The sequence below is a fragment of the Paraburkholderia diazotrophica genome (assembly GCF_038900755.1).
GTDB lineage: Bacteria > Pseudomonadota > Gammaproteobacteria > Burkholderiales > Burkholderiaceae > Paraburkholderia > Paraburkholderia diazotrophica_A.
In genome coordinates, this window is sequence record NZ_JBBPEN010000001.1 from 729,552 (window position 1) to 750,733 (window position 21,182).

Below are 21,182 nucleotides of genomic sequence, written 5' to 3' on the forward strand. Positions count from 1 at the left end.
GTCACTCTCCATGTTTGATGGGTGTAGTCAGGATTTGATCGTCGGTATCGACGATGAATACCGCAAGCAGCCTGGCGGGGCGCGTCTTGCTGTTATTACGGCTGATGCGATGACGTGCGCCGGGCGACTCATAGAAACTCTGGCCTTCGCGATAGACGCGTACAGGCCCATCGTTCACTTGCGATTCGATCGCGCCCGAGACGACGTAACCGTAGATAAACGCCGAGCTGGCGTGAACGTGCGGCGGAGAAGCGCCACCCGGCGCATAGTCGACGACGACCGCGACGAGCGACTTGCCGGGGATGTTGGGTATTGCTCGGTTGAAGTTCGGTGTGACTGTTTCACCCGTACCTTGTGCGGTAGCCGGCACGGCGGCAAATAAGGCAAACGCGGCGCACGCCGCACCAATGAAAGATCGTGTGTTCATGACAGTAAGGGCCGTTCAGGCGACGATGGTTTTTACCAGGGTGTTCGTGTCCGATCAGGCGGACTCTGTCTCGCGATTGGCTGTCGCGGGTTGCTGTATGGATGACATGCTCATCCGATGATGCGCGGCTTCGGCGAGCACGAAAGCAATTGCAATCAGCGCGGCCGCAACAAGACTGAGGTACCGTCCGCCAATCGACGGAAGCACGACACCGCCAAGCACGCCGGAGCAGGCGAGTCCGATGTACGTCGCCGTATTGTTGAGCGCGAGCAGCAGTGGTGCTACGCCCGGCGTGAGTTGTACCAGCCGATGCTGCTGGGGAACGATGAGCCGCCATCCGCATACGCCCCAGATCGCAAGCGCGGCGGCAGCGCTGAACGCATGTGCAGATGCCCACGGCAACGCACAGAAATTGACGATGGCAACCCACAGCATTGCATTGATGATGTTGCGACTTTCGAAGCGGTCCACGAGCTGGCCTGCCAGGACGTTCCCGGCCGTCGCCGCGACGCCCCAAAGCAAAAACAGGGCGGCAAGCATGCGTTCGTCGCCGTGCGTTACACGCTGTAGCACCACGCCCGCATACGTGTAGACCATCAGGAACCCGCCGAACGCGAACAACGAAGTGAGCAAGGTTAGCGCGATGCGCATGTCGCGCACCGGTGCAAGCCGTTCACGCAATGTGATGGATGCAGGGCGGGGAACGGACGGCAGCATCGCCCAGACGCCGATCATGGCCACAACCCCGAGCAACGTGACGAACCAGAGTGTCGTTCTCCAGCTTCCGAATCCGCCGATAAACGTGCCGATCGGCGAACCGAGTGCTGTTGCACCCGTCAATCCAGCTGTCACAGCCGCTAACGCACGGCCGCGTTTTTCAGGCGATGCAAGCGCAGAGGCAACGCCCAATGCGGTAGGGGAGAACAGCGCTGCGCCGAACCCCGACAGCGCCCGGCTGAAGAGCACCCAGTGCAAGTCCATGGCGACCGCGCTGAGCGCGTTACCGGCGACGAAAACGCCGAGCGCGGAAACCAGCAGAAGCTTGCGCGGCCATCCGCCCGCCAGTGCTGCCATCATTGGGGCTGCCACCGCGTAGGTCAACGCGTAGAAGGTGACCATCAGTCCAGCGAGGCTGACGGATGTATTCAGTGATGCAGCGACGCCAGGGAGGATACCCGCGACAACGAAGTTGTCGGTACCCATTGCGAACATGCCCACGGCCAGTATCAACAGTCGACGATCCATACGAACGTTCTTGCGACAAGCGGTTGAGGTTCAGCTCGAATACGCGCCGCGAACTGACTGGCGTGAAGCCTCCGTCAGCCCGGACTGCTGTTCGCGCCGGAACGGTATGGGAAGAGAATAATCGTCGTTGACCATGTCTCAAATGTCATATATACCCGCAATTCATGTCATGACCTGGGCGAGCTATGCACACGATCGGCTTCGTGGTTTTCCCGAACTTCTATCTGTTGGGCTTCGCGGCAGTGACTGCTTTTGAACTGGCGAACGTTGTCCTTGGGGAGCAGGCATACGAAGTGACAGTCCTGTCCGAAGAGGGCGGACTCGTCATGTCTTCGGCAGGCGTCCGTGTCGAAACGCAGCCGTTCAGCGACGCCGGGTTCGACACGGTGATGTTCGGCTCTGGCGTCGAGATCGACATCGTCTCTGCCGCATTGACTGCATTCGTCAGGCGCGCCGTGAGAACGTCGAGGCGCATCGCGGCGCCATGCACAGGCGCTTTTATTCTCGCCGAAGCAGGCGTTCTGGACGGTCGTCGGGCGACGACGCATTGGCGCTTTGCCAACGATCTGCAGCGCCGTTTTCCCACGATAGCGGTCGAAGACGACCAGATTTTCATCGTCGATGGACCCGTCTGGACGTCGGCAGGCATGACGGCCACGATCGACATGGCGCTTGCGATGATCGAGAGGGATCATGGCCAGGAAGTCTCACGCGCCGTGGCGCGCAAACTCGTTGTTTATCATCGCCGTGCCGGCGGGCAATCGCAGTTCTCGACGTTGCTCGACCTCGAGCCCAAGTCCGACCGGATCCAGAAGGCGATCGACTATGCGAACGCCAATCTGCGCAATGCACTGACCGTCGAGGAGCTGGCCAACGTCGCAGGCCTGAGCCCACGTCAGTTCAGTCGCGCTTTCAGTGCTGAAACGGGGCAATCGCCTGCTAAAGCCGTCGAACATTTGCGCGTGGAAGCGGCGAGGCTGCTGTTGGAAAAAGGACGTTTATCGTTGGACGTGATCGCGGACCAGGTCGGCTTCTCTGATCGGGAGCGAATGAGGCGAGCGTTCCTGCGGACTGTTGGGCAACCGCCCCAGGTGGTCCGTCGGTTCGGCAGGAAGAACCGCGGGTCGATGGAACACACTCGACAATGACCGTACTGGCTCCCGCACGATATGCTCGGGTCCCTTCACAGCTGCGTATGCCTGAGCAGGTGCGGTTCGCTTCGGTGGCAGCTACGGCACAAAAAGTGGAAATGCGATTTTTGGAAGCATTGATGCAAGAGCGTTAACGTGCGTATCGCGGTCGCTCGAAGGACGGTTTCGATGAGTCTCTCGTTTGGGGGCGCGTGCTGTGCGTCAAAAGCGTTGCCGCGAGCGCGTGACGGGGAGTCGGCGTCATCAACGGGTCCTTCCTGCTGCACTTGTGGTGTTCGTCGGAATTCCTTCGGGCGTGTAAAGTCCAAATACACTGTCATCCTTCCGCTGGAGCTAACGCCGAAGAAGAGAATTCGACGTCAAGCTTCATCAATCCAAGGCGAGGTGACGAGCATCGCAAGTTTGAACAGGCGCTCGCGGCCAACTGTTAGGCGCTGGCGGCGCATCCAAGCGGGAAGTCGGCTCTCTTCGCTGCCTTGAGCAATGCCGGTGCGGCTTCACGCGTTCTTTGCCTGGCAAAATGCCCCTGCTGCGTAGCGAGATATTCCTTTAGACAACTTATGCTTTAGTTCCGACCGATTGGCCAATTTATGCTTTTCGACGAGGTCTCAGCGAGCCGCCTGAGCCCTATGAACGGCCAGCTTATTGTTTTAATCCGCGGACGCCTTTGAGCTAACGGCACAAACAGATTTCCGCAAACCTGGATCATTCCCGCAATCCACTTTTAGGCCCGTGCACGTCTCGATTCCATGAGGGCGACGGTTATTGATCTATGCGCATTCTTATTCGTTTGAATGGGAATGGCAGAATCATTTTTTGCCAATCGAAGAACCCAACAGCGTGTTACTGAGCTGCTCAGCCCGCTATTTCGGCTTGCATCGATGCGGGAATCAACGTGTGTGCGTATCAGTTCGCACGCGGCCTTGGGAATGCTTCACCTCCTGTCGAGCTCGGCGTAAATAACGCCTTTTGTTTGTCGGGCCATCTCGTTCATCCGATGCATGCGGATGCAATCAGGTCTGGTGCCGCTGAGAACAGCGACATGGTCCGTTCTTATGCTTGGCTCGGGGCGTTCATTGTGCCCGCGTCTCGGCACCAATGAGCGCAGGTTCGGAAACCCGATCGACTGCAATTCGTCGAGCCGTACCCGTTATTGCCAAAGGGTTCTGGCAGAGGGATAACGATCGCGCCCATCACGGTGTATCCCGCGCGCCAGCAGAACATAGACCTGTCGCTCGTCCAGCGGATCGAGCAGAACGCGCTCCACGCTATGCCGCGGATACGAGTGGTGTTGCCCACGTGCGGACCTCAGCCGTGCTTTCGTACACGTCGCCCGCAGCCGCTGCGTCGATGATGTGTGCCACCTGCGCGCGCTTCGCCGCGGCGAGGATCAGGGCGAAGTTCGTTCCGCGGTTCACGTGAGAGCGGGCATCGAGAAGGGGCGGGAGCCGAAACCGGGGATGCTGAGAGGGCTCCGTGCGATCCAGAGAACTGCCATCTTGAATTTTCCCGTTCGCTTCAATCGGCATCGCATACCGAATCGATTCACTTCGCCAAACCAGGCCTCAATCGCGCCTGAACGCCTTGAGCCCCGCCCGGCATACGATTTAAGCATTCCGGTAAATCGTGCACGGCCTATTGTGAGTTCCGGCTCTAAACAGCAAGGATTACCTTTCGTGTATCAACCCTGTAACGAAATGTGACGGCGCAAGGTCGACATGGTGTATTCAGGCATGAAAACGCGTATTCATCGGTGTAACTACCAATAATCATACCAACTGGAAGCGCTGCCATATCGTTTTCAGGTAATAAGTACCTGGAAATGTTAACTACTCCCGGCGCAATCCCACGTTTTGCGACTAGGTTTGCGTATCGGATCTGTAACAAATTGTGACTTTGAGGCTTTTTCGCGATCGTCCCGGCACGGGACTTTTCTTGCCGCCGTTCCTCGCCCCCAATAGCTGGGTTCGGCCTTTACAGATGCGCGAACTGCCTCGGCAGCAAGCCACTACCTGCGCGCTGTCTGAGCGTTTCCTCAGACTTTTTCTGTTCGCCTCCTCACATTGGTGTCTGCGCGATTCACCAACGCCGCGCCTCTGCGCATTTTCACTTGTGAAACATTCGTCGTGGCGGACGCACTGAGAGGTCGTTCGTTTGGCTGAATGAACCAATGCCAGCAAGCCTTTCGCCGGCGATGGCACCGTTCTGGCTATATGTCCCGCACCGGCGACGCACATGATTCTGGCAATAACAGCGTCCGGATTGCGGTGCCGCAGAACAGCTGACGGGGGAGTTAGGTTCTGTAGCGTCGGAAAACTTCGGCACTTTCGGTTTTGTTTGCCGATGGTGGCGAAGTTCGAGGAACTGTAATGCCTGTCTGGATCGGCATTCGGTTCGAAGAGAGTGGCGTTGGGGAGGGGGCGGGCTGGAGCGCATCGTTAGCGAGGCGCTCCAGTACCGAACCGGTCAGCCAGGCCAAAACCGGCTGTGCAGTTTGCAGCCTTCACCAATGTCCGGTCCCGCAGCGGGCATATTTAGTGTACCTGAGTAAAAAACTTCTTTTTCAAAGGAGCTTCAAATGCAAAAAACTCTCGACCTGATCCGTGCCTTTGCGCGTGATGAAGACGGTGTGACGGCAATCGAATATGGCCTGCTGGCTTCGCTGATTGCGTGCGGCATCATTCTGGCTGCCACGTCTCTGGGACAACAAATCAGCAGTACGTTCGACTACATCAGCGGCAAATTGAAAGCCGCCAATCCGTAAAGGCCGCTCGATCTGGTCATCGAGAAGTCGCGGCACTAGTAGCCCATTCAAAGAGCAGTCCCTGCCTGATTCAGGGCTGCTCGTTCTTAACCAACGCCGAAATGGAAACAGGGGAACGCCATGAACGCTTTTGAATTTCCGGTCGGCGTGTGTCTGCTGGGTTTGGTGGCAACGGCTGCAGGCACAGATCTGCACTCGCGCCGCATTCCTAACTGGCTGGTGTTGGCGGGGCTGACGCTCGCGCTTGCGGTGCAGTGGTGGCAGCACGGCGCAGCTCAGGGGTACGTGTCCTGGGGGCTAGGTTTGCTGACGGGCGGATGCCTGTTCCTTCCGCTCTATATGTTGCGCGGCATGGGTGCAGGCGACGTGAAACTGATGGCGGCCGTGGGCGCGTTCGTCGGACCGCAGCCGGCGTTGGAAATCGTGCTGGTGACCTGCATCGTCGGCGGCGTCTGGGGGCTGACGGTGGTGATCTTCAAGCGCGCATTGAAGTCGACCGCCACCAACATGCTCACCATTCTGCTTTCGGGGAGAGAGCTGAGCGGCAGGCTGTCTGAAACAGGAAAGGACGCCGCATTTCCTTCGGTCGGGTCGCTGCCTTATGGCGTTGCGATTGCGCTGGGCACGCTCGGCATCATGGCCCTGCACTCGGCGCAGAGCCTCGGTTGATACGCGGCCGGATTCAGAAAGAGAGCCCACGTCGAGGGGCAAGAGAACCAAGAGACAGCAGAACAGATAGCAGGCAGAAAGATTTCGTGCAATGCACGAGACCCATTCGGGGGTACAACGTGAAAGACGAACAACCAACGGCGCCGCAAGCGTCGGCCGACGTGACGCGCCTCCATGACGCAAGCCGCGCACGGTCGGATGCAGACCATGCCGGCACGAGCCTGCTGGTCCGCGCGCCGCGGACCATCGCTGAAACGGGCCTCGACCAGACCTTCCTTCTCGAACTCGTTGCCAAGTCCGCATTCGTGATGGGCAAGGTGTCGCTGTCCCAACTGGTGCAGCGGTTGAAGCTCGGCGCGAGCGTGCTCGATAGCGTCGTGTCGTTTGGCGTGCGCGAGCGGATTCTTGAAATAGTCCGGCGCGGCGCAAGCGACCTCGACGTCGACATGCAGCTGACGGATGGCGGGCGCCAGCGCGCGTCCGAGTTCATGAGCCGCTGCCGGTACGTCGGCCCGGCGCCCGTGTCGCTCGCTTCGTACGAAGCGATGCTGCAACGGCAATCGGTGCGTCGGATGCACGTGACATGTCATCAGGTGCGCGCGGCGTTCGCGGGCCTGATCGTCAGAACGACCTTGCTCGACGATATCGGCGGCGCCGTGAACAGCGGCAAGCCGGTGATCTTCTTCGGTCCGCCGGGAAGCGGAAAAACTTCGTTAGCCGAGCGACTGGGCAAGCTGTTGCCGGGCCGCGTTGCCGTGCCCTATGCGATCGCGGTCGAGAACGAAGTGATCCAGATTTTCGATCCGCTGATTCACGAACCCGTCACTGGCGCGGCTCACGACTCCGGGTCAGGCGCGCCCACCGATGCGCGCTGGCAGATTTGCCGCCGTCCCACGGTGGTGTCGGGTGGCGAGCTCACGCTCGACATGCTCGAGTTGCGCTACGACGCAGCGAGCGGCTTCTATCAGGCGCCGCCGCACGTGAAGGCAAACGGCGGGCTGTATGTGGTCGACGACCTGGGACGTCAGCGTGTCGAGCCGGCCGAATTGCTCAACCGTTGGATCGTGCCGTTCGACCGCGGCCGCGACATGCTCACCTTGCATACGGGCTTGCGCTTCTCGCTGCCGTTCGATGTCTGGGTCGCGTTCTCCAGCAACTTCGCGCCGGGCGATCTCGGCGACGAGGCTTTCTTCCGCCGCCTCGGCTGCAAGCTCTACGTTGGTCCGCTCGATGTCGCCGAGTACCGGGCCGTGTATGAGCGTCGCTGCGAAGAGCTCGATGTCGTTTCGGACGACGATGCATTCGCATATCTCGTCCATCACCTGCACATGACGTCGGGCCGGCCGTTGCTCGCCTGTTATCCAGGCGACCTTCTGCGGATCGTGCTCGCCAACGCGAAGTATCTGGATCAGCCGCCCGTCGCCGATGCGCTGAATCTGCTGCGCGCGTGGAACGCCTATTTCGCGGTCGCCGGCGAGCACGATGCGCCGCCGCCGCAACAGCAGGGCGCCGCGGAGCGGGGCGCAAAAAAATCAGCGGCCGGTTAATGGACCGGTTAAACGGCCGGAAACCCTAAGCGGGAAACAGGTCAGGTATCGGGAGATTCGTCATGAAGAACATACGCGCTTTAGTGATGCTGCTGGTTGCCGCAGTTGCCGGGCTCGGTGCGGTAGCAATGGCATCGCGCTGGCTGATGGACAGGTCGTCGGGCATGACGGCCAAGGTTGCTGTCGCGGCCGTCGACATCAACCTCGGACAACGGCTGAATACCGAATTCATCAAGATGGTGGACTGGCCATCTGGCAGTGTGCCGCCCGGCGCGTTCACCGATGGCCAGGTGCTCGACGGGCGCGTGATGAAGAACAGCGTGCTGCGGGGCGAGCCGATTCTCGAAGGCAAACTCACGCCCGTCGGCACGCAGGGCGGACTCTCGGCCGTCATCGGGGAAGGTCGCCGCGCCATCACAGTGCGTGTGAACGACGTGATCGGCGTCGCGGGCTTCGCGCTGCCGGGCAACTACGTCGACATCATCGTCAGCACGCAGCAGGACAAAGGCAGCGACAAGGGCTCGAAGGACGAGAGCATTTCGAAGATCGTGCTCGAGAAGATCCTCGTGCTGGCTGTTGCTCAGGAAGTCGGCCGCGACGAGACAAAGCCGAAAGTAGTCAACGCCGTCACGCTCGAAGTCACGCCCGAACAGGCGGAGAAGCTCGATCTGGCGCGCAGTGTGGGGACGTTGTCGCTCGTGTTGCGCAACCAGGTCGACACGGCAACGCTGCCGACGACGGGCGCGACCAAATTCACGCTGCTCGGTGCTTCGGCTCCGGCGACGGCCTCGGCACCCGCACCCGTTCGCCCGGTGCGCGCGCACTACGCGGCACGTCCGGCTGCGCCGCGCGACTGCATAGGCGTGCTGTCGGGCGTGCTGGGCAGCGTCGAATGTTTCTAGACCGGTTGCGGCTGTTCTGACCGGGGCGCCGCGACGGGCAAAAACAAGGCAAGAACGCAACTCTCGATTGTTCGCATCGAGATAACGGGGGCATGACGAAATGAAAACGAAACCAGGATTTTCTTCCTGCGGCATCAAGCAGCGTTGCTCACTGGGCAGCAAGGCGATCGCTGCGATGGTTTGCCTCGGACTGGTCGGTGCGCAGACTGTCCAGGCACAAGAGGTGTTCGAATTTCCGACGATGGCGAAGCGCGGCGCGACTCCGCCGTTGCCGGCAGGCCGCGGCGCGATGCCGATGACACTCGCGATGGGTGGGCCCGCTGGCGTTGCAGGCGCCGCGGGCATGGCAAACGGACCGTTGCCTCTGCGCGGCCCAAGCTGCACAGGCGAAATCCGCGATGAAACGACGGTCAACGTGCCCGTCGGCAAATCGGTTCTCGTGCCCCTTTTGGAGCCCGCGCGCAACCGCACGCTCGGCAATCCGACGATCGCGCAGGCCGCGCTGGTGTCGCCGCGCACGCTCTACGTCGTCGGCATGACGATCGGCACGACCAACATGATCGTGCAAGGCAAGAGCGGCGGCTGCCAGATGATCAACGTGATCGTCAATATCGACGCCAATGGGTTGCAGCAGGCACTCGGACAGCTGATGCCCGAAGAGCGGGGCATCCGCGTGTCGACGGCTGCCGGCAACCTGGTGCTCGGCGGTCACGTGTCGAGTGCGCCCGCTGCGCAACAGGCGATGCAGATCGCGCAGGCCTTCGCGGACTCGCAACCCACGCAACAACAGCAGTTGGCCTCGGCAAACTCGGGCAACGGGGCATCGAGCATAAGTCAGCAGAGTTCGAGCACGAGCAAGCCGGCCAGCGTGATCAACATGATGTCCGTCGATACGCCACAGCAGGTGATGCTCGAGGTCAAGGTGGCGGAAGTGTCGAAGTCGCTGATCAACCAGCTCGGCGCGGCCGTCAATATCCAGGGCGGCTTCGGGTCGTGGACGGGTGCGCTGGTGAGCAACCTGCTTGCCGGCGTGACGAGCGCATTCGCCGTCAGCAAGGCCAACAACCGTCCGTTCAATCTGGCCGTCGATGCGCAAAAGACCGACAACCTGATCAAGATTCTAGCCGAGCCGAACCTCGTGACGATCAGCGGTCAGGAAGCGACCTTCCTTTCGGGCGGCAAGATCTTCATTCCCATTCCGCAAAGCAGTGGAAACGGCGTATCGAGCATCACGCTGCAGGAGGAAGAGTTCGGCGTCGGACTCAAGTTCACGCCGACCGTCCTGGCGGGAGGACGTATCAACCTGAAGGTCGCGCCGGAAGTGTCGGAACTGTCACCTACGGGCGTAACGGTCTCGTCGTCCACCAACAGCAGCTTTTCGATCCTGCCGCTGATCAACACGCGCCGCGCTTCGACGGTTGTTCAGATGCACGACGGCGAGTCGTTCGCAATCGGCGGACTGTTGAGCAACAACGTGACGGGCGCGCTGAAAGCCGTTCCCGGACTTGGCGAAGTGCCCGTTCTCGGCGCGTTGCTTCGCAGCACGTCGTTCCAGCAAGATCTGACGGAACTCGTGTTCATCGTCACGCCGCATCTCGTGAAGCCGCTGCAAACCGCGAACCTGCCGCTGCCGACGGACTCGTTCTCGCAAACGAATGAAGTCGACGTGTACGCGACGGGCAACATGGAAGGCCGCCACGGCAAGTATTCCGCCGCGCCCGCCGCGACCGAGCCGGGCCATGCGCCAGCGCCAGCGCCTGTGCCCGCACCCGCGCCTGTACCTCAGGCGCCCGCGGCACCCATGACGAATGCACTGCCGCCGCACGACACGCAGGCCACGTCGAGTTCACCCGCGCAGCCGGCCTTCTCCGGCGCCGGAGCGCCGGCGGAGAAAGCTCAGCCTCCGGCTCAACGTTCAGCGCAGGTTCCGCTGACGGACGAACAGGCCGCGCGGATTGCCCGCATCGAGAGTGCCGCCAGCCGGATCGCGGCACGCGAGGGGCAGGGTGTCACGGTCACTGATGCTTCAGGCCATGCGCTGGACCACTGAAGTCACGCCAAGGGGAATCTCATGAAACTCGAACATATTGTTTTCGCGCGTCGCGTAGCGCTCGTGGTGTCGCTCGGTGGCGCGTTGGGTGGATGCATGTCCAGCACGCCGATCTGGGATGCGCATATGGGTGAAGCGCTGAAGACGGTCACTCAGGCGCAGATCATCGACCCGCACGCGGCAGAGCACGCGCCGTCGGCGCAGGGCGTGGATGGCAAGTCCGCGGCATCGGCGATGGCCAACTACGACAAGTCATTCAAGGAAGTCGTGCCGACGCCGAATGCATTCGTGATCGGCGTAGGCAATGGCACCGTGGGCCAATAACAGCGGCGGCCCCATCACAACAGCTTCGGGAGATCGTCATGCGTCGCGTCAATCGTTCTGGTGCATACGGTGCTGCGCATCGGCGTGAGCGCGGCATCGTGGCGATCATCGTCGCACTCACACTCGCGGTGCTTGTCGCTTTCGCCGGTATTGCGCTCGATCTGGGCAAGCTATACGTCGCGAAAAGCGAACTGTCCAACGCTGCGGATGCGTGCGCTCTGGCAGCGGCGCGCGACCTGACGAAAGCCGCGTCGCTGGATGCGCCCGAGGCGGCAGGGATGACCGTGGCGGCGAGCAACCGCGTGTTGCTGCAGAGCGAAAACGTGTCCAACGTCGAGGTCACATTCAGCACGCAGTTCGCCGGGACCTATCAGACGAAGGGCAAGTTCACGCCGGCCGACGTGCCAAACATCGGTTACGTGCGCTGTACGGTGAGCCGCACGGGTATTGCGAACTGGTTCATGCAGGTGGTCAACGCCACGCTTGGCACATCGGCGGTTGCGGCGACCGCCGTGGCGTCGACTACGCAATCTCAGACGACCTGCGCGCTGCCGGTTGCCATCTGCAAGCCGGCAGCCGGCAGCTCTTACAACGTTGGAGACTGGATGTCCAGCAAGGTCGGTTCGGACAATCAGTTGACCGGCAACTTCATGTGGGTCGCGTATCCCGGTCAGAGTGTGCCGGACATGAAAGCGCTCCTCACGGGTTCGGGACAGTGCACGTTGCCGACACTCGGGACGCAGGTCGGCAAGACCGGCAACATCCAGAGCATGGACGACGCCTGGAACACCCGTTTCGGTATCTACCATGGCTCATACAATCCGCCGCCGGATCCCACCGGGATATCCGATTTCACGGGCTTTGCTTATTCGCCCGTGACACAGCTCAACGGATCGTATCCGACGAGGAATGTCTTTCCGGATTTCCGCGACAACCAGCGGCCGAATCACACGCCTTATCAGGGCTACGACAAGACGACAAATCTCCTGGACGTTCAGGGCACGCCCCAGTCGAGCTCCTACTACTCGAGTGGCGCCGACCGGCGGCTGGCACTTGTGCCAATGACAGACTGTTCTGCATTACAAAGCAGTCAGACGTCATCGATCCTGTCGTGGGCCTGCGTGCTTATGCTGCACCCGATGGAGAAGGGCGGCAGCAAGAGCGGGCTTAATGGCGCGATTTACCTGGAGTACCGCGGCGACGCAACCGATCCGTCCACGCCTTGCGCAACACAGGGTATCCCGGGAAGCACGTCTGCTGGCATCGGGCCGATGGTGCCGGTGCTGGTCCAATAGGGGGACCGTCATGCACTCGCAAAGAAAATCGATGCGCAGGATGCGGGGCGCGGTGGCTGTCGAGTTCGCGCTTGTGGCAGTCCCGCTGATTACGCTGCTGCTTGGCATCGCCGAGTTTGGCCACGCGTTCTATCAGTACAACACGATCGTGAAGTCAGTGCGGGATTCGACGCGTCTGCTGTCGGCGTATGACCCGACCGACGCCGCCGACTATCCGCTCGCACAAGCCCAGTGCCTTGCCGTCTATGGCACGACAGACTGTTCGGGTTCGCCGCTTGTCGATGGCCTGAAGACGAGCATGGTCGTGGTGTGCGATCAGGTCAACACCGGCGGGTGCACTGGATCGTTCAAGAACGTACCGACCAACCCGGCCGCCGAGACGATCAACCTGGTACAAGTGAAGGTCACCGGTTACCCGTACTCGCAGATCACCGGATTCTTCAATCTGGGTGGCCTGATCTTCGGGGACATCAGTTGCGTCATGAGGCAGGTGTTATGAACAGGCTCAACATTCATCGTCTACCCGGCGCCCGTCGCCAGCGTGGCGTCGCCGCGCTCGAGTTCGCCTTGATATCTACGGTGTTCTTCACGCTGTTGATCGGCGTCATGGAGATGGGACGCGTGCTGTTCTACTGGAACACGGCAGGGGAGGCCACGCGGATGGGTGCGCGAGTGGCGGTGGTTTGCGACATCAACAGCAGCCAGTCGGCAAGCAATCCGGTGATCAAGAATATGCGGCAGCTATTGCCGATTCTTCAGCCTGCCAACGTAACCGTGACGTATGCGCCAGCGGGCTGTGACGCCACGTCATGCACTTCGGTCACGGTTTCCATCGCCAACGTTGCGGTCAATACGGTCGTGCCCTTCGTACCATTCAACCTGACCATGCCGCCATTCTCGACGAGGTTGCCACGAGAAAGTCTGAACAGCGTGGGCGGGACCAATCCCACCTGTAGCTAAGCCATCGCCCGTGACAGGAAGAATGAAATGATCGATATCCTCATAATTTCACCCGATCCAGCGCATGCTGGAGCGATTGCGCGGATTGTAGAGGCGGGAGAATCCCACCATCGCGTCAGGACGTCGACCGCAAGATTGCCTGATCTCTCCACGAACATGGAAGTGCTCGATGGTGTCGACCTGCTGATGTTCGATGGCGCGCAACTGGCGCAACAGGACTTCGACGCACTGTCGGCTATTGCGATGAAGCATGCCGATCTGGCCTGCATGTTGCTGACGCCGTCGCCCTCCGCCGACCTGCTCATTCGCGCGATGCGTGCAGGGGTGCGGGACGTCCAGCCGTGGCCGGCCGACCCTCAGGATTTGCGGCATGCCGTCGAACGCATCGCGATGAAGTCGAACGGAACGCGACGCGACGGCAGGGTAATTTCATTCATTTCCTGCAAGGGCGGAAGCGGCACTTCGTTTCTCGCCGCGAATCTGGCGTTTGCGGCGTCGACGGCAGGTAAGCGCGCACTGCTGATCGATCTCAACCAGCAGTTCGGCGAAGCGGCATTCCTTGTGTCGGAAGTCACGCCGCCCGCGACGCTGGCCGACGTGAGTGCACAGATCGAACGGCTCGATCCCGCGTTTCTCGATGCCTGCCTGACCCATGTCAGCGACGGTTTCGATGTGCTGGCGGGAGCGCCAGATCCGGCCAAAGCGAAAGAAATCAAGCCCGACCATTTGCAGCGCATCCTGAATCTGGTGAGGCATCAGTACGATCTCGTCATCTTCGATATCGGCCAGAGCATCAGCAATGTGTCCATCGCGGCGCTCGACCAGAGCGACTGCATTTTCCCGGTGCTGCAACTAAGCCTGCCGTATTTGCGTGGCGGACGGCGTCTGCTCGATATCTTCCGCTCGCTCGGCTATCGCGGCGACAAGGTGCGTGTGCTGGTCAATCGCTATGAAAAGAAAGGGCCGGTGGGATTGCAGGAACTGGAAAAGGCATTGGGCCTGCGGGTGGCCAGCGTGATTCCGGAAGACGGCGCGTCGGTGTCGGCGTCGATCAATCAGGGCGTGCCGATCCTGCGGCTCGCCAGATCGAGCGGCGTGGCCAAAGGCCTCTGTGAACTGATGCGCTCGCTGTCGCCGCCGCAACCCGCGACCGAACAGGGCGGCATCCTGCATAAATTCTTCGGCAGGCCGGCGTTGAGCCGGGCATGAGATAGAGGAGAGAAAAAATGGAAAACGTATTGACGCTGCGCGAACAATTCTCGGACCAGGGCGGCGCATCCGCTCAGGATGAGAACCTCAACCGCAACCGGATGGCGAGGCGCGCATATCAGGAACTCAAGAGAAACGTTCACCAGGCCATCATCGATCGCGTCGAACTGGAAAAGCTTCAGCGTCTTTCGACCGAGCAGATTCAGCATGAACTGGCACAACTGGTCGAGCGCATCGTTGAAGAAGACAACGTGCCGATCAACGAGGTCGAGCGGCGGCATCTCGTGCGCGACGTGCGCGACGAAATGCTCGGCTTCGGCCCGCTCGAAGCGCTACTGGCCGATCCGACTGTCTCCGACATTCTCGTCAACACGTACAAACATGTCTACGTTGAACGGCGCGGCAAGCTGGAACTGACCGACGTGACGTTCTACGACGATGCCCATCTGTTGAAAGTGATCGAAAAGATCGTGTCGCGTGTGGGCCGCCGCGTTGACGAATCGAACCCGATGGTCGATGCGCGCCTGCCTGACGGCTCGCGCATGAACGCAATCATTCCGCCATCGGCCATCGACGGGCCCTTGATGTCGATTCGCCGGTTCGCTGTCAATCCGCTGAGCGTGAAAGACCTGATCGAGTATCAAAGCATCACGCCGCCCATGATGCAGGTGCTTGAAGCGCTGTCCGCCGCCAAGGTGAACGTGTTGATTTCGGGCGGCACGGGCAGCGGAAAGACGACGATGCTCAACGTGCTGTCGGGCTTCATTCCATCCGATGAGCGGATCGTCACGATCGAGGACGCGGCCGAGCTTCAATTGCGTCAGGCGCACGTGCTGCGGCTCGAAACGCGCCCGCCCAACATCGAAGGCAAGGGCGAGATCACGCAGCGCTCGCTGGTGCGCAATGCACTGCGGATGCGTCCTGACCGCATCATCCTCGGCGAAGTGCGCGGCGCGGAGGCGCTGGACATGCTGCAGGCCATGAACACCGGCCACGAAGGCTCGCTCGCGACGATACACGCGAACACGCCGCGCGATGCGCTGACGCGACTCGAAAACATGATCGGCATGGCGGGGCTGAATCTGCCGCAAAAGTCCGCTCGCCACCAGATCAGCTCGGCGATCGGTGTCATCGTCCAGGCCGCCCGTCTGACGGATGGGCGCCGCAAGATCACCAGCATCTCGGAAATCACCGGGATGGAAGGCGACGTCGTCAACATGCAAGAGATCTTCACGTTCAAGCGCTCCGGAGTCGACAAGGACGGGAAGGTGTGCGGGCATTTCTGCGCGACTGGTGTGCGTCCGAAATTTTCCGACCGGCTCCAGGCTTTTGGCGTGGCCGTGCCCGATACGCTGTACGACCCGTCGAAGCATTACCCGGTATGAGCCCCGCATGACGAACGCAGCAGGGAAACAAAAACGGACGGCGGCCACGGCTATGCGCCCGCGAGGTGTCTCGAAATGAACTATCTATTCTATGGATTTGTCATTCTGGTTTTCTTCGCGATCATCCTGTTGATCGAATCTGGCTACCTGTGGTGGCAGAGCCGGCACAGCAGCGAGGCGAAGCGTCTGGAAAACCGCATTCGGATGATGTCTGCCGGCGGACACAGCAATGACAAGGCGATGTCGATTCTCAAGCAGCGCGAATTGAGTACATCGCCGCTGTTGACCAGGATACTGCTGTGTGTGCCGCGCGTCCAGACGGTGGACCGCTGGCTGGTTCAATCCGGTCTGGACTGGTCGGTGGGGAAGCTCCTCACCTACACTTTGTTGCCGCCGCTCGTGGTCTGGATCGCGGGCAGCGTGGTCTACGTGCCGCTGTTGCCGCGTCTTGCCGTAATCCTGCTTGCCGGCATGATCGCGCCATTCAGAGTCAACCGCGCGAAGTCGAAGCGGATGAAGCAGATCGAGCAACAGCTGCCTGAGGCTGCCGACATGATCGGCCGGTCGCTTCGGGCGGGACATTCGTTCTCGACGGCGCTCGGCATGGTGGGCGATGAAATGCCCGAGCCGATCGGCAGCGAGTTTCGCACGACGTTCGGTCAGATCAATTTTGGCGTATCGCTCAATGACGCACTGAGCGGCCTTGCCAATCGCATACCAATCAGCGACCTGCGCTATTTCGTGATCGCAGTGCTGATCCAGCGTGAGAGCGGCGGCAACCTGGCCGAAATACTCGGCAACATCAGCCAGATCATCCGGGCACGGCTGGCGCTGCTCGGCAAGGTCAGGGTGCTGTCGGCCGAAGGGAGGCTGTCGGCGTGGGTCCTGGGCGCCTTGCCGTTTGTGGTGGCGTTCGTAATCTCGATCATCAATCCGGGCTTCCTTCGGATTCTGTGGACCGATCCGGCCGGTACCAAGCTGGTTGGCGCGGCGCTCGTCATGATGCTGTTCGGCATGATCTGGATGCGCAAAGTCATCCGTATCCATGTTTAAGGAAAGTGTGCCATTTCCATTTTTTTGAGGATGGGTCGATCCCATACCCGCGATGAAAACAGAACAACTCATATTGCTGGCCGCCGTATTCGCAATTGTCGCCCTTTGCTCATTCGGCGTGATGGCACTGCTGATGCCGAACTCGATCCACCGCCGCCTCAGCAAGCTCTCGGGCAACGAGCAGAGTTCGCCAGAAGCTGCGGACGGAGAGGAGGCTGTATGGGTAAGGAAGATCGCGGAGGCATCGAAGCCGATTGCGAAACTTTCGATCCCCAAAGAAGGTTGGGAGCATTCGGCGCTGCGCACGAAATTCATGCATGCAGGCTGGCGCGGCGAGTCCGCTCCCGGAATCTACTTTGCCGCCAAGACCGTCCTCGTGATCGGGCTGCCGCTTATCTGCCTCGTACTGGCCGGCCCGTACCTCTCGAACGAAAAAAACCATCTGCTTCTACTGTTGCTGCTCGCGCTTGCCGGAATCGGCTACTACCTGCCGAATATGGTGCTCGCCCGCCGGGTACAGCAGCGCCAGCAGACCATCTTCGAGGACTTTCCCGACGCGCTGGATCTGCTCACGGTCTGCGTGGAAGCAGGCCTCGGGCTGGATGCGGCGTTGATGAAAGTGGCCGATGAAATGGACGTCAAGAGCCGGACGCTGAGCGATGAACTCCAGCTTTTGTTGCTCGAACTGCGAGCGGGCTTAAGCAAGGAAACGGCGCTCAAGAATCTGGCAATGCGCACGGGTGTCGAGGAAATCGACGTGCTGGTCGCCATGCTGATTCAGGCCGAGCGCTTCGGCACCAGCATGGGCGATTCGTTGCGCGTGCACTCGGAGAACCTGCGGCTCAAGCGACGGCTGAAGGCGGAAGAGGCGGCTGGCAAGATCGCGGTCAAACTGCTGTTTCCGTTGATATTCTGCATATTCCCGACGCTGATGCTGATATTGCTGGGCCCGGCTTTTATTCAGATCCTTCGCGTGCTGTTGCCGACGATGGCTGGCCAGGCAGGTAGCGGCGCGCCATTGCAGTGACGGTTGGAGAAACCATGAAACATGCCACTGAAGAACGCGTCGATGTCGTCAGGCTCCGGTTCCTGCTAGGCGTCAAGCTAGCAGCCTTCAACCAGTTTGTGGCGAGGCAACTGGGACTGAGCGTGACCGACCTGGAATGCCTTGAAGTCGCCTACTACGACGAAGTGCAGCCCGTTACGCCGGGGCGGCTGTCGAAACTGATGGGGCTATCGCCGGGCAGTATCACGACGTCCCTGAAGAACCTCGAAAATGCCGGACTGATAAGACGCGAGCCCGACCCGACGGATGGACGGCGCATTCTGTTGCGCTTCATTCCAGGCAGCCGCGCAACGATCAATGCGTGGTTCGAACCTGTCAACCGCAACCTGGCCGATCTCGACGGAACGCTCGATAGTGAAGAGCTAGCCAATATCAAGAAGTATTTTTTGGGGCTGTTGAAAATCATCGATGACTACATGGCCGATAACCAGCCCGTTTGCGTCACGCTGCGGCGATTGTGAGCCGTCGCGGCTCTGGCGCGCTGGCAAACCGCGATTCGGATTCGCCGCACTGGTTTTTCGCGCGCATACCGATGCAGCAATCGCGTATCACCGTTCCGCGTCAATGCCTTCACCCAATCGCTATCAGATCCGTTTTAACGCTTCTCGCACGGTCAGCAGAGATAGCGTCTGCATATTGACGCGCACGAACTCACGCACGGATTCGTCATTCCATCTGGCGTAATCGCGCAACGCCCAGCCGATGGCCTTGCGAATGAAAAATTCCTTTTCGCCCGCCAATTGCTTCGCGTAGCAGAACAGTCGCTGACTGTCGGTGTTCAGTCGCCATCCGCGCTGATGCAGCATGGCCGCGCGGCGAACCCAGAAGTTTGCGTCCTGTATCCATTCGTCCATCGACTACTGCCCCTTGCCCGAGGCACGATCGCTCGCGAGCAGCACGGCACTGATCACCGAAGTTAATCCGTCAACGGTTTCCCACCACGATTCCTGTTCGAGCAATTCGCGCAGTGTCGACATGTCGTCGGCCGATAACAAACGACGGTGTCGCATCAGCAGATCGATGGCCGTGTAGCAGTATTCGCGCTCCGCCTTGTTCCATAGCAATTGAGCCGCGTCGAGCAGCGCATGCGACGACTGCCACTGTTGCGCGATCAGTGCCTTCACCGCGCTGCGCCGAACGGGCGCAGGCAGCCCGAGAAACGCATAGCGGTTCAACATGTACCGCTCCATTTTCGCCGCCTGCTCAGGATTTGCGAGCGGCCGGAATGCCGCTTCGATCGCATCTGCGAATTGCGTTGGTGTCGTGCTCACGCGTCCCTCGTTCGGCTTGCCGCATTCATACGACGGACGCTATCACACCCGTCCGGCGCGCGCGTTACCGGCGACGCGCGTACGTTGCCGCGTATCCCCCGTTCCTGTTGGGTCAACCCTACCGCAAGTGTAGGGAGGTGCCCCATCCCGCCGTCCGTTGCCCATCTGCAAAATCCAGATACGGGAAGGTGCGACGATGCGCATCGTCCCGCGATCGCAGAGCCCGACGGCAGCGCGCCCCCGCGCTGACTGACACCTCAGCGGAGGTCCTATGTTCAGTACCCTCGCATATCGCAACGGCGTGGCGGCGCTGTTGCTGCTGTTGTTCGCGTTGCCGTCCTTCGCGCAGTCGTTCCGGGTGCAATGTCCGCTCACCACCACGCTGCATCCAAACGCGTTGCCGTCCGGCGCGGGCGAACCTGCCTACACGGGCCCGTCCTTCTCGGGACCGACCTCTCAGCCGACGAACGTCGTGAACGGCGCGATCAAATGCCAGCAGATCTCGGGCGGCGACGGCTACGCGACGATGGCCGACGGCACGCAAACCTATCTGTTCGCATTCGGCCCGCTGTCGGGTCTCGCCGATATCAAGAAGGGATTGCCGGGCACCGAGTTCGCGTCGGTGTTCAACGTGATCGGCACGGCCGCCGATCCCAACTACAACGGCGCGATCGGCCTCGTGCCCGATCCCGACTCGACGCCGCCGGGACAGCTGACGGGCCACGTCGATCCGCGCCAGATCATGGACGTCGGCGTGATGAACGGCAACATGCCCGCGCCGACGATGGCCATCGACGAGGACGACGAGTTCTTCCTCACGCTGACCAACGTCGGCATGATCATGCGGCCCGACCTGTTCGAGCAGCATACGGTGCACTTCCACGGCTATCCGAACGCGTCGTCGTTCTTCGACGGCGTGCCCGACGCGTCGGTCGCGATCAATATCGGCGCGAGCTTCACCTACTACTATCTCGCGCCCGACGCCGGCACCTACTTCTGGCACTGCCACATCACGCCGCCTGAGCATTTGCAAATGGGCATGGTCGGGCAGATTTTCGTGAGGCCCCGCCAGAACCGCGTCGCGGGCGGCGCGAAGCTCTACGACGCGCTGCTGCAACAACAGCAAGATCCGCGTACTGCGTGCGGCAACGACATTCTCTGCTCGACGCCGCTGCCGCAGCCGAACGGGTACATGCACGCGAATAACAAGAGCGGCACGCCGACGCTCTACGCATACAACGACGGCGACGGCAGCACGGCCTATGACGTCGAGTACCCGCTGCAGATTCACGGCTTCGATCCGAACTTCCACTTCGTGGGCATGACGTTCAATCCGGAGCCATTCACCGACGAGAAGGACAAGTACTTCCTGCTCAACGGCCGCAGCTATCCCGACACCATTGCGCAAGGTCCGATACAGACGCCCGTCGCCGACGGCTCGCAGCACTTCTCGCAGCCGCTGCCCGCGCTCATCAACATTCCGGCGGGCGGCAAGGCGCTCTTGCGGATCTCGGATCTCGACACGAGCGAATTCCAGACGCTCGCGTCGCTGGGAATTCCGATGCACGTGATCGGTGTCAACGCGCGCCTGCTGCGCGACCTGGCGGGCAACGACATGACCTATATGACCAACTCGATCACGCTCGGCGGCGGCGAGTCGATCGACGTGATTCTCGACGCGAGCGATACGACGCGCTACGCGGCGGGCGCCGTGTTCTATCTGTACACGCCGAACCTCGATCACCTGTCGAACGATGCCGAGAACTTCGGCGGATTGATGACCGAGGTCCACATCTGCAATTCGGTGGACCCGACCACGAAGTCCTGCAACTAGGAGATGAGCCGTGGGCAACATCATCGACAA

Annotated in this window: 18 protein-coding genes and 1 pseudogene; 16 read left to right on the top strand and 3 right to left on the bottom strand. The window is 60.8% G+C overall.

Annotation, left to right across the window (positions count from 1 at the left end; all coding sequences use genetic code 11):
* Position 1 precedes the first annotated feature (1 nt).
* Both AABE10_RS03420 and AABE10_RS03425 read right to left on the bottom strand, forming a co-directional pair.
* Positions 2 to 427 (bottom strand): cupin domain-containing protein, encoded by a 426-nt coding sequence (locus tag AABE10_RS03420; protein WP_342931864.1) that lies wholly within the window; start codon positions 425 to 427, stop codon positions 2 to 4.
* A 54-nt stretch (positions 428 to 481) separates the two neighbouring features.
* Entirely contained in the window at positions 482 to 1,672 is a 1,191-nt protein-coding gene (locus AABE10_RS03425) for an MFS transporter (protein WP_342931865.1), read from the bottom strand.
* 185 nt (positions 1,673 to 1,857) lie between these two features.
* Between AABE10_RS03425 and AABE10_RS03430 the strand changes: the two genes are divergently transcribed.
* The 15 genes from AABE10_RS03430 to AABE10_RS03500 all read left to right on the top strand — a co-directional run bounded on the left by AABE10_RS03430 (position 1,858) and on the right by AABE10_RS03500 (position 18,508).
* Positions 1,858 to 2,820, top strand: coding sequence for a GlxA family transcriptional regulator (locus AABE10_RS03430; protein ID WP_342931866.1), 963 nt, complete (start codon positions 1,858 to 1,860; stop codon positions 2,818 to 2,820).
* A 2,581-nt stretch (positions 2,821 to 5,401) separates the two neighbouring features.
* Positions 5,402 to 5,587 carry a Flp family type IVb pilin gene (locus AABE10_RS03435; RefSeq protein ID WP_342931867.1) on the top strand — a complete coding sequence of 62 codons (186 nt, stop codon included), beginning with the start codon at positions 5,402 to 5,404 and terminating at the stop codon, positions 5,585 to 5,587.
* A gap of 120 nt (positions 5,588 to 5,707) precedes the next feature.
* Entirely contained in the window at positions 5,708 to 6,256 is a 549-nt protein-coding gene (locus tag AABE10_RS03440; RefSeq protein WP_342931868.1) for an A24 family peptidase, read from the top strand.
* Positions 6,257 to 6,375: 119 nt separating this feature from the next.
* A complete protein-coding gene (locus tag AABE10_RS03445; RefSeq protein ID WP_342931869.1) occupies positions 6,376 to 7,803 on the top strand; it encodes an ATP-binding protein in 1,428 nt (475 codons plus the stop codon).
* A 62-nt stretch (positions 7,804 to 7,865) separates the two neighbouring features.
* On the top strand, positions 7,866 to 8,705 hold the full coding sequence (gene cpaB, locus AABE10_RS03450) for a Flp pilus assembly protein CpaB (protein WP_342931870.1): 840 nt from the start codon (positions 7,866 to 7,868) through the stop codon (positions 8,703 to 8,705).
* Positions 8,706 to 8,805: 100 nt separating this feature from the next.
* Positions 8,806 to 10,755: a type II and III secretion system protein family protein gene (locus AABE10_RS03455; protein ID WP_342931871.1), complete on the top strand. Its 1,950-nt coding sequence runs from the start codon at positions 8,806 to 8,808 to the stop codon at positions 10,753 to 10,755.
* 21 nt (positions 10,756 to 10,776) lie between these two features.
* Positions 10,777 to 11,079 carry a hypothetical protein gene (locus AABE10_RS03460; protein ID WP_342931872.1) on the top strand — a complete coding sequence of 101 codons (303 nt, stop codon included), beginning with the start codon at positions 10,777 to 10,779 and terminating at the stop codon, positions 11,077 to 11,079.
* Positions 11,080 to 11,117: 38 nt separating this feature from the next.
* Positions 11,118 to 12,374, top strand: coding sequence for a pilus assembly protein TadG-related protein (locus AABE10_RS03465; protein WP_342931873.1), 1,257 nt, complete (start codon positions 11,118 to 11,120; stop codon positions 12,372 to 12,374).
* A gap of 31 nt (positions 12,375 to 12,405) precedes the next feature.
* On the top strand, positions 12,406 to 12,873 hold the full coding sequence (locus tag AABE10_RS03470; RefSeq protein WP_342931874.1) for a TadE/TadG family type IV pilus assembly protein: 468 nt from the start codon (positions 12,406 to 12,408) through the stop codon (positions 12,871 to 12,873).
* The gene (locus AABE10_RS03475; RefSeq protein WP_342931875.1) at positions 12,870 to 13,334 is read left to right on the top strand and encodes a TadE/TadG family type IV pilus assembly protein; all 465 of its coding nucleotides are present in this window, start codon (positions 12,870 to 12,872) and stop codon (positions 13,332 to 13,334) included. Before AABE10_RS03470 ends, AABE10_RS03475 begins: the two co-directional genes overlap by 4 nt.
* Before the next feature lie 135 nt (positions 13,335 to 13,469).
* Positions 13,470 to 14,543, top strand: a complete 1,074-nt coding sequence (locus AABE10_RS03480) for an AAA family ATPase (RefSeq protein WP_342931876.1) — start codon at positions 13,470 to 13,472, stop codon at positions 14,541 to 14,543.
* A gap of 17 nt (positions 14,544 to 14,560) precedes the next feature.
* On the top strand, positions 14,561 to 15,928 hold the full coding sequence (locus AABE10_RS03485) for a CpaF family protein (RefSeq protein WP_428983254.1): 1,368 nt from the start codon (positions 14,561 to 14,563) through the stop codon (positions 15,926 to 15,928).
* A gap of 75 nt (positions 15,929 to 16,003) precedes the next feature.
* Positions 16,004 to 16,981, top strand: coding sequence for a type II secretion system F family protein (locus tag AABE10_RS03490; protein ID WP_342931877.1), 978 nt, complete (start codon positions 16,004 to 16,006; stop codon positions 16,979 to 16,981).
* Between the two features lie 43 nt (positions 16,982 to 17,024).
* Positions 17,025 to 18,008, top strand: a complete 984-nt coding sequence (locus tag AABE10_RS03495) for a type II secretion system F family protein (protein ID WP_342932249.1) — start codon at positions 17,025 to 17,027, stop codon at positions 18,006 to 18,008.
* Between the two features lie 14 nt (positions 18,009 to 18,022).
* Entirely contained in the window at positions 18,023 to 18,508 is a 486-nt protein-coding gene (locus AABE10_RS03500; protein ID WP_342931878.1) for a MarR family winged helix-turn-helix transcriptional regulator, read from the top strand.
* 123 nt (positions 18,509 to 18,631) lie between these two features.
* Here AABE10_RS03500 and AABE10_RS03505 read toward each other — a convergent pair.
* A pseudogene (locus AABE10_RS03505) lies at positions 18,632 to 19,318 on the bottom strand (DNA alkylation repair protein).
* A gap of 271 nt (positions 19,319 to 19,589) precedes the next feature.
* Here AABE10_RS03505 and AABE10_RS03510 point away from each other — a divergent pair.
* A complete protein-coding gene (locus tag AABE10_RS03510; protein ID WP_342931879.1) occupies positions 19,590 to 21,152 on the top strand; it encodes a multicopper oxidase family protein in 1,563 nt (520 codons plus the stop codon).
* Positions 21,153 to 21,182: the final 30 nt, after the last annotated feature.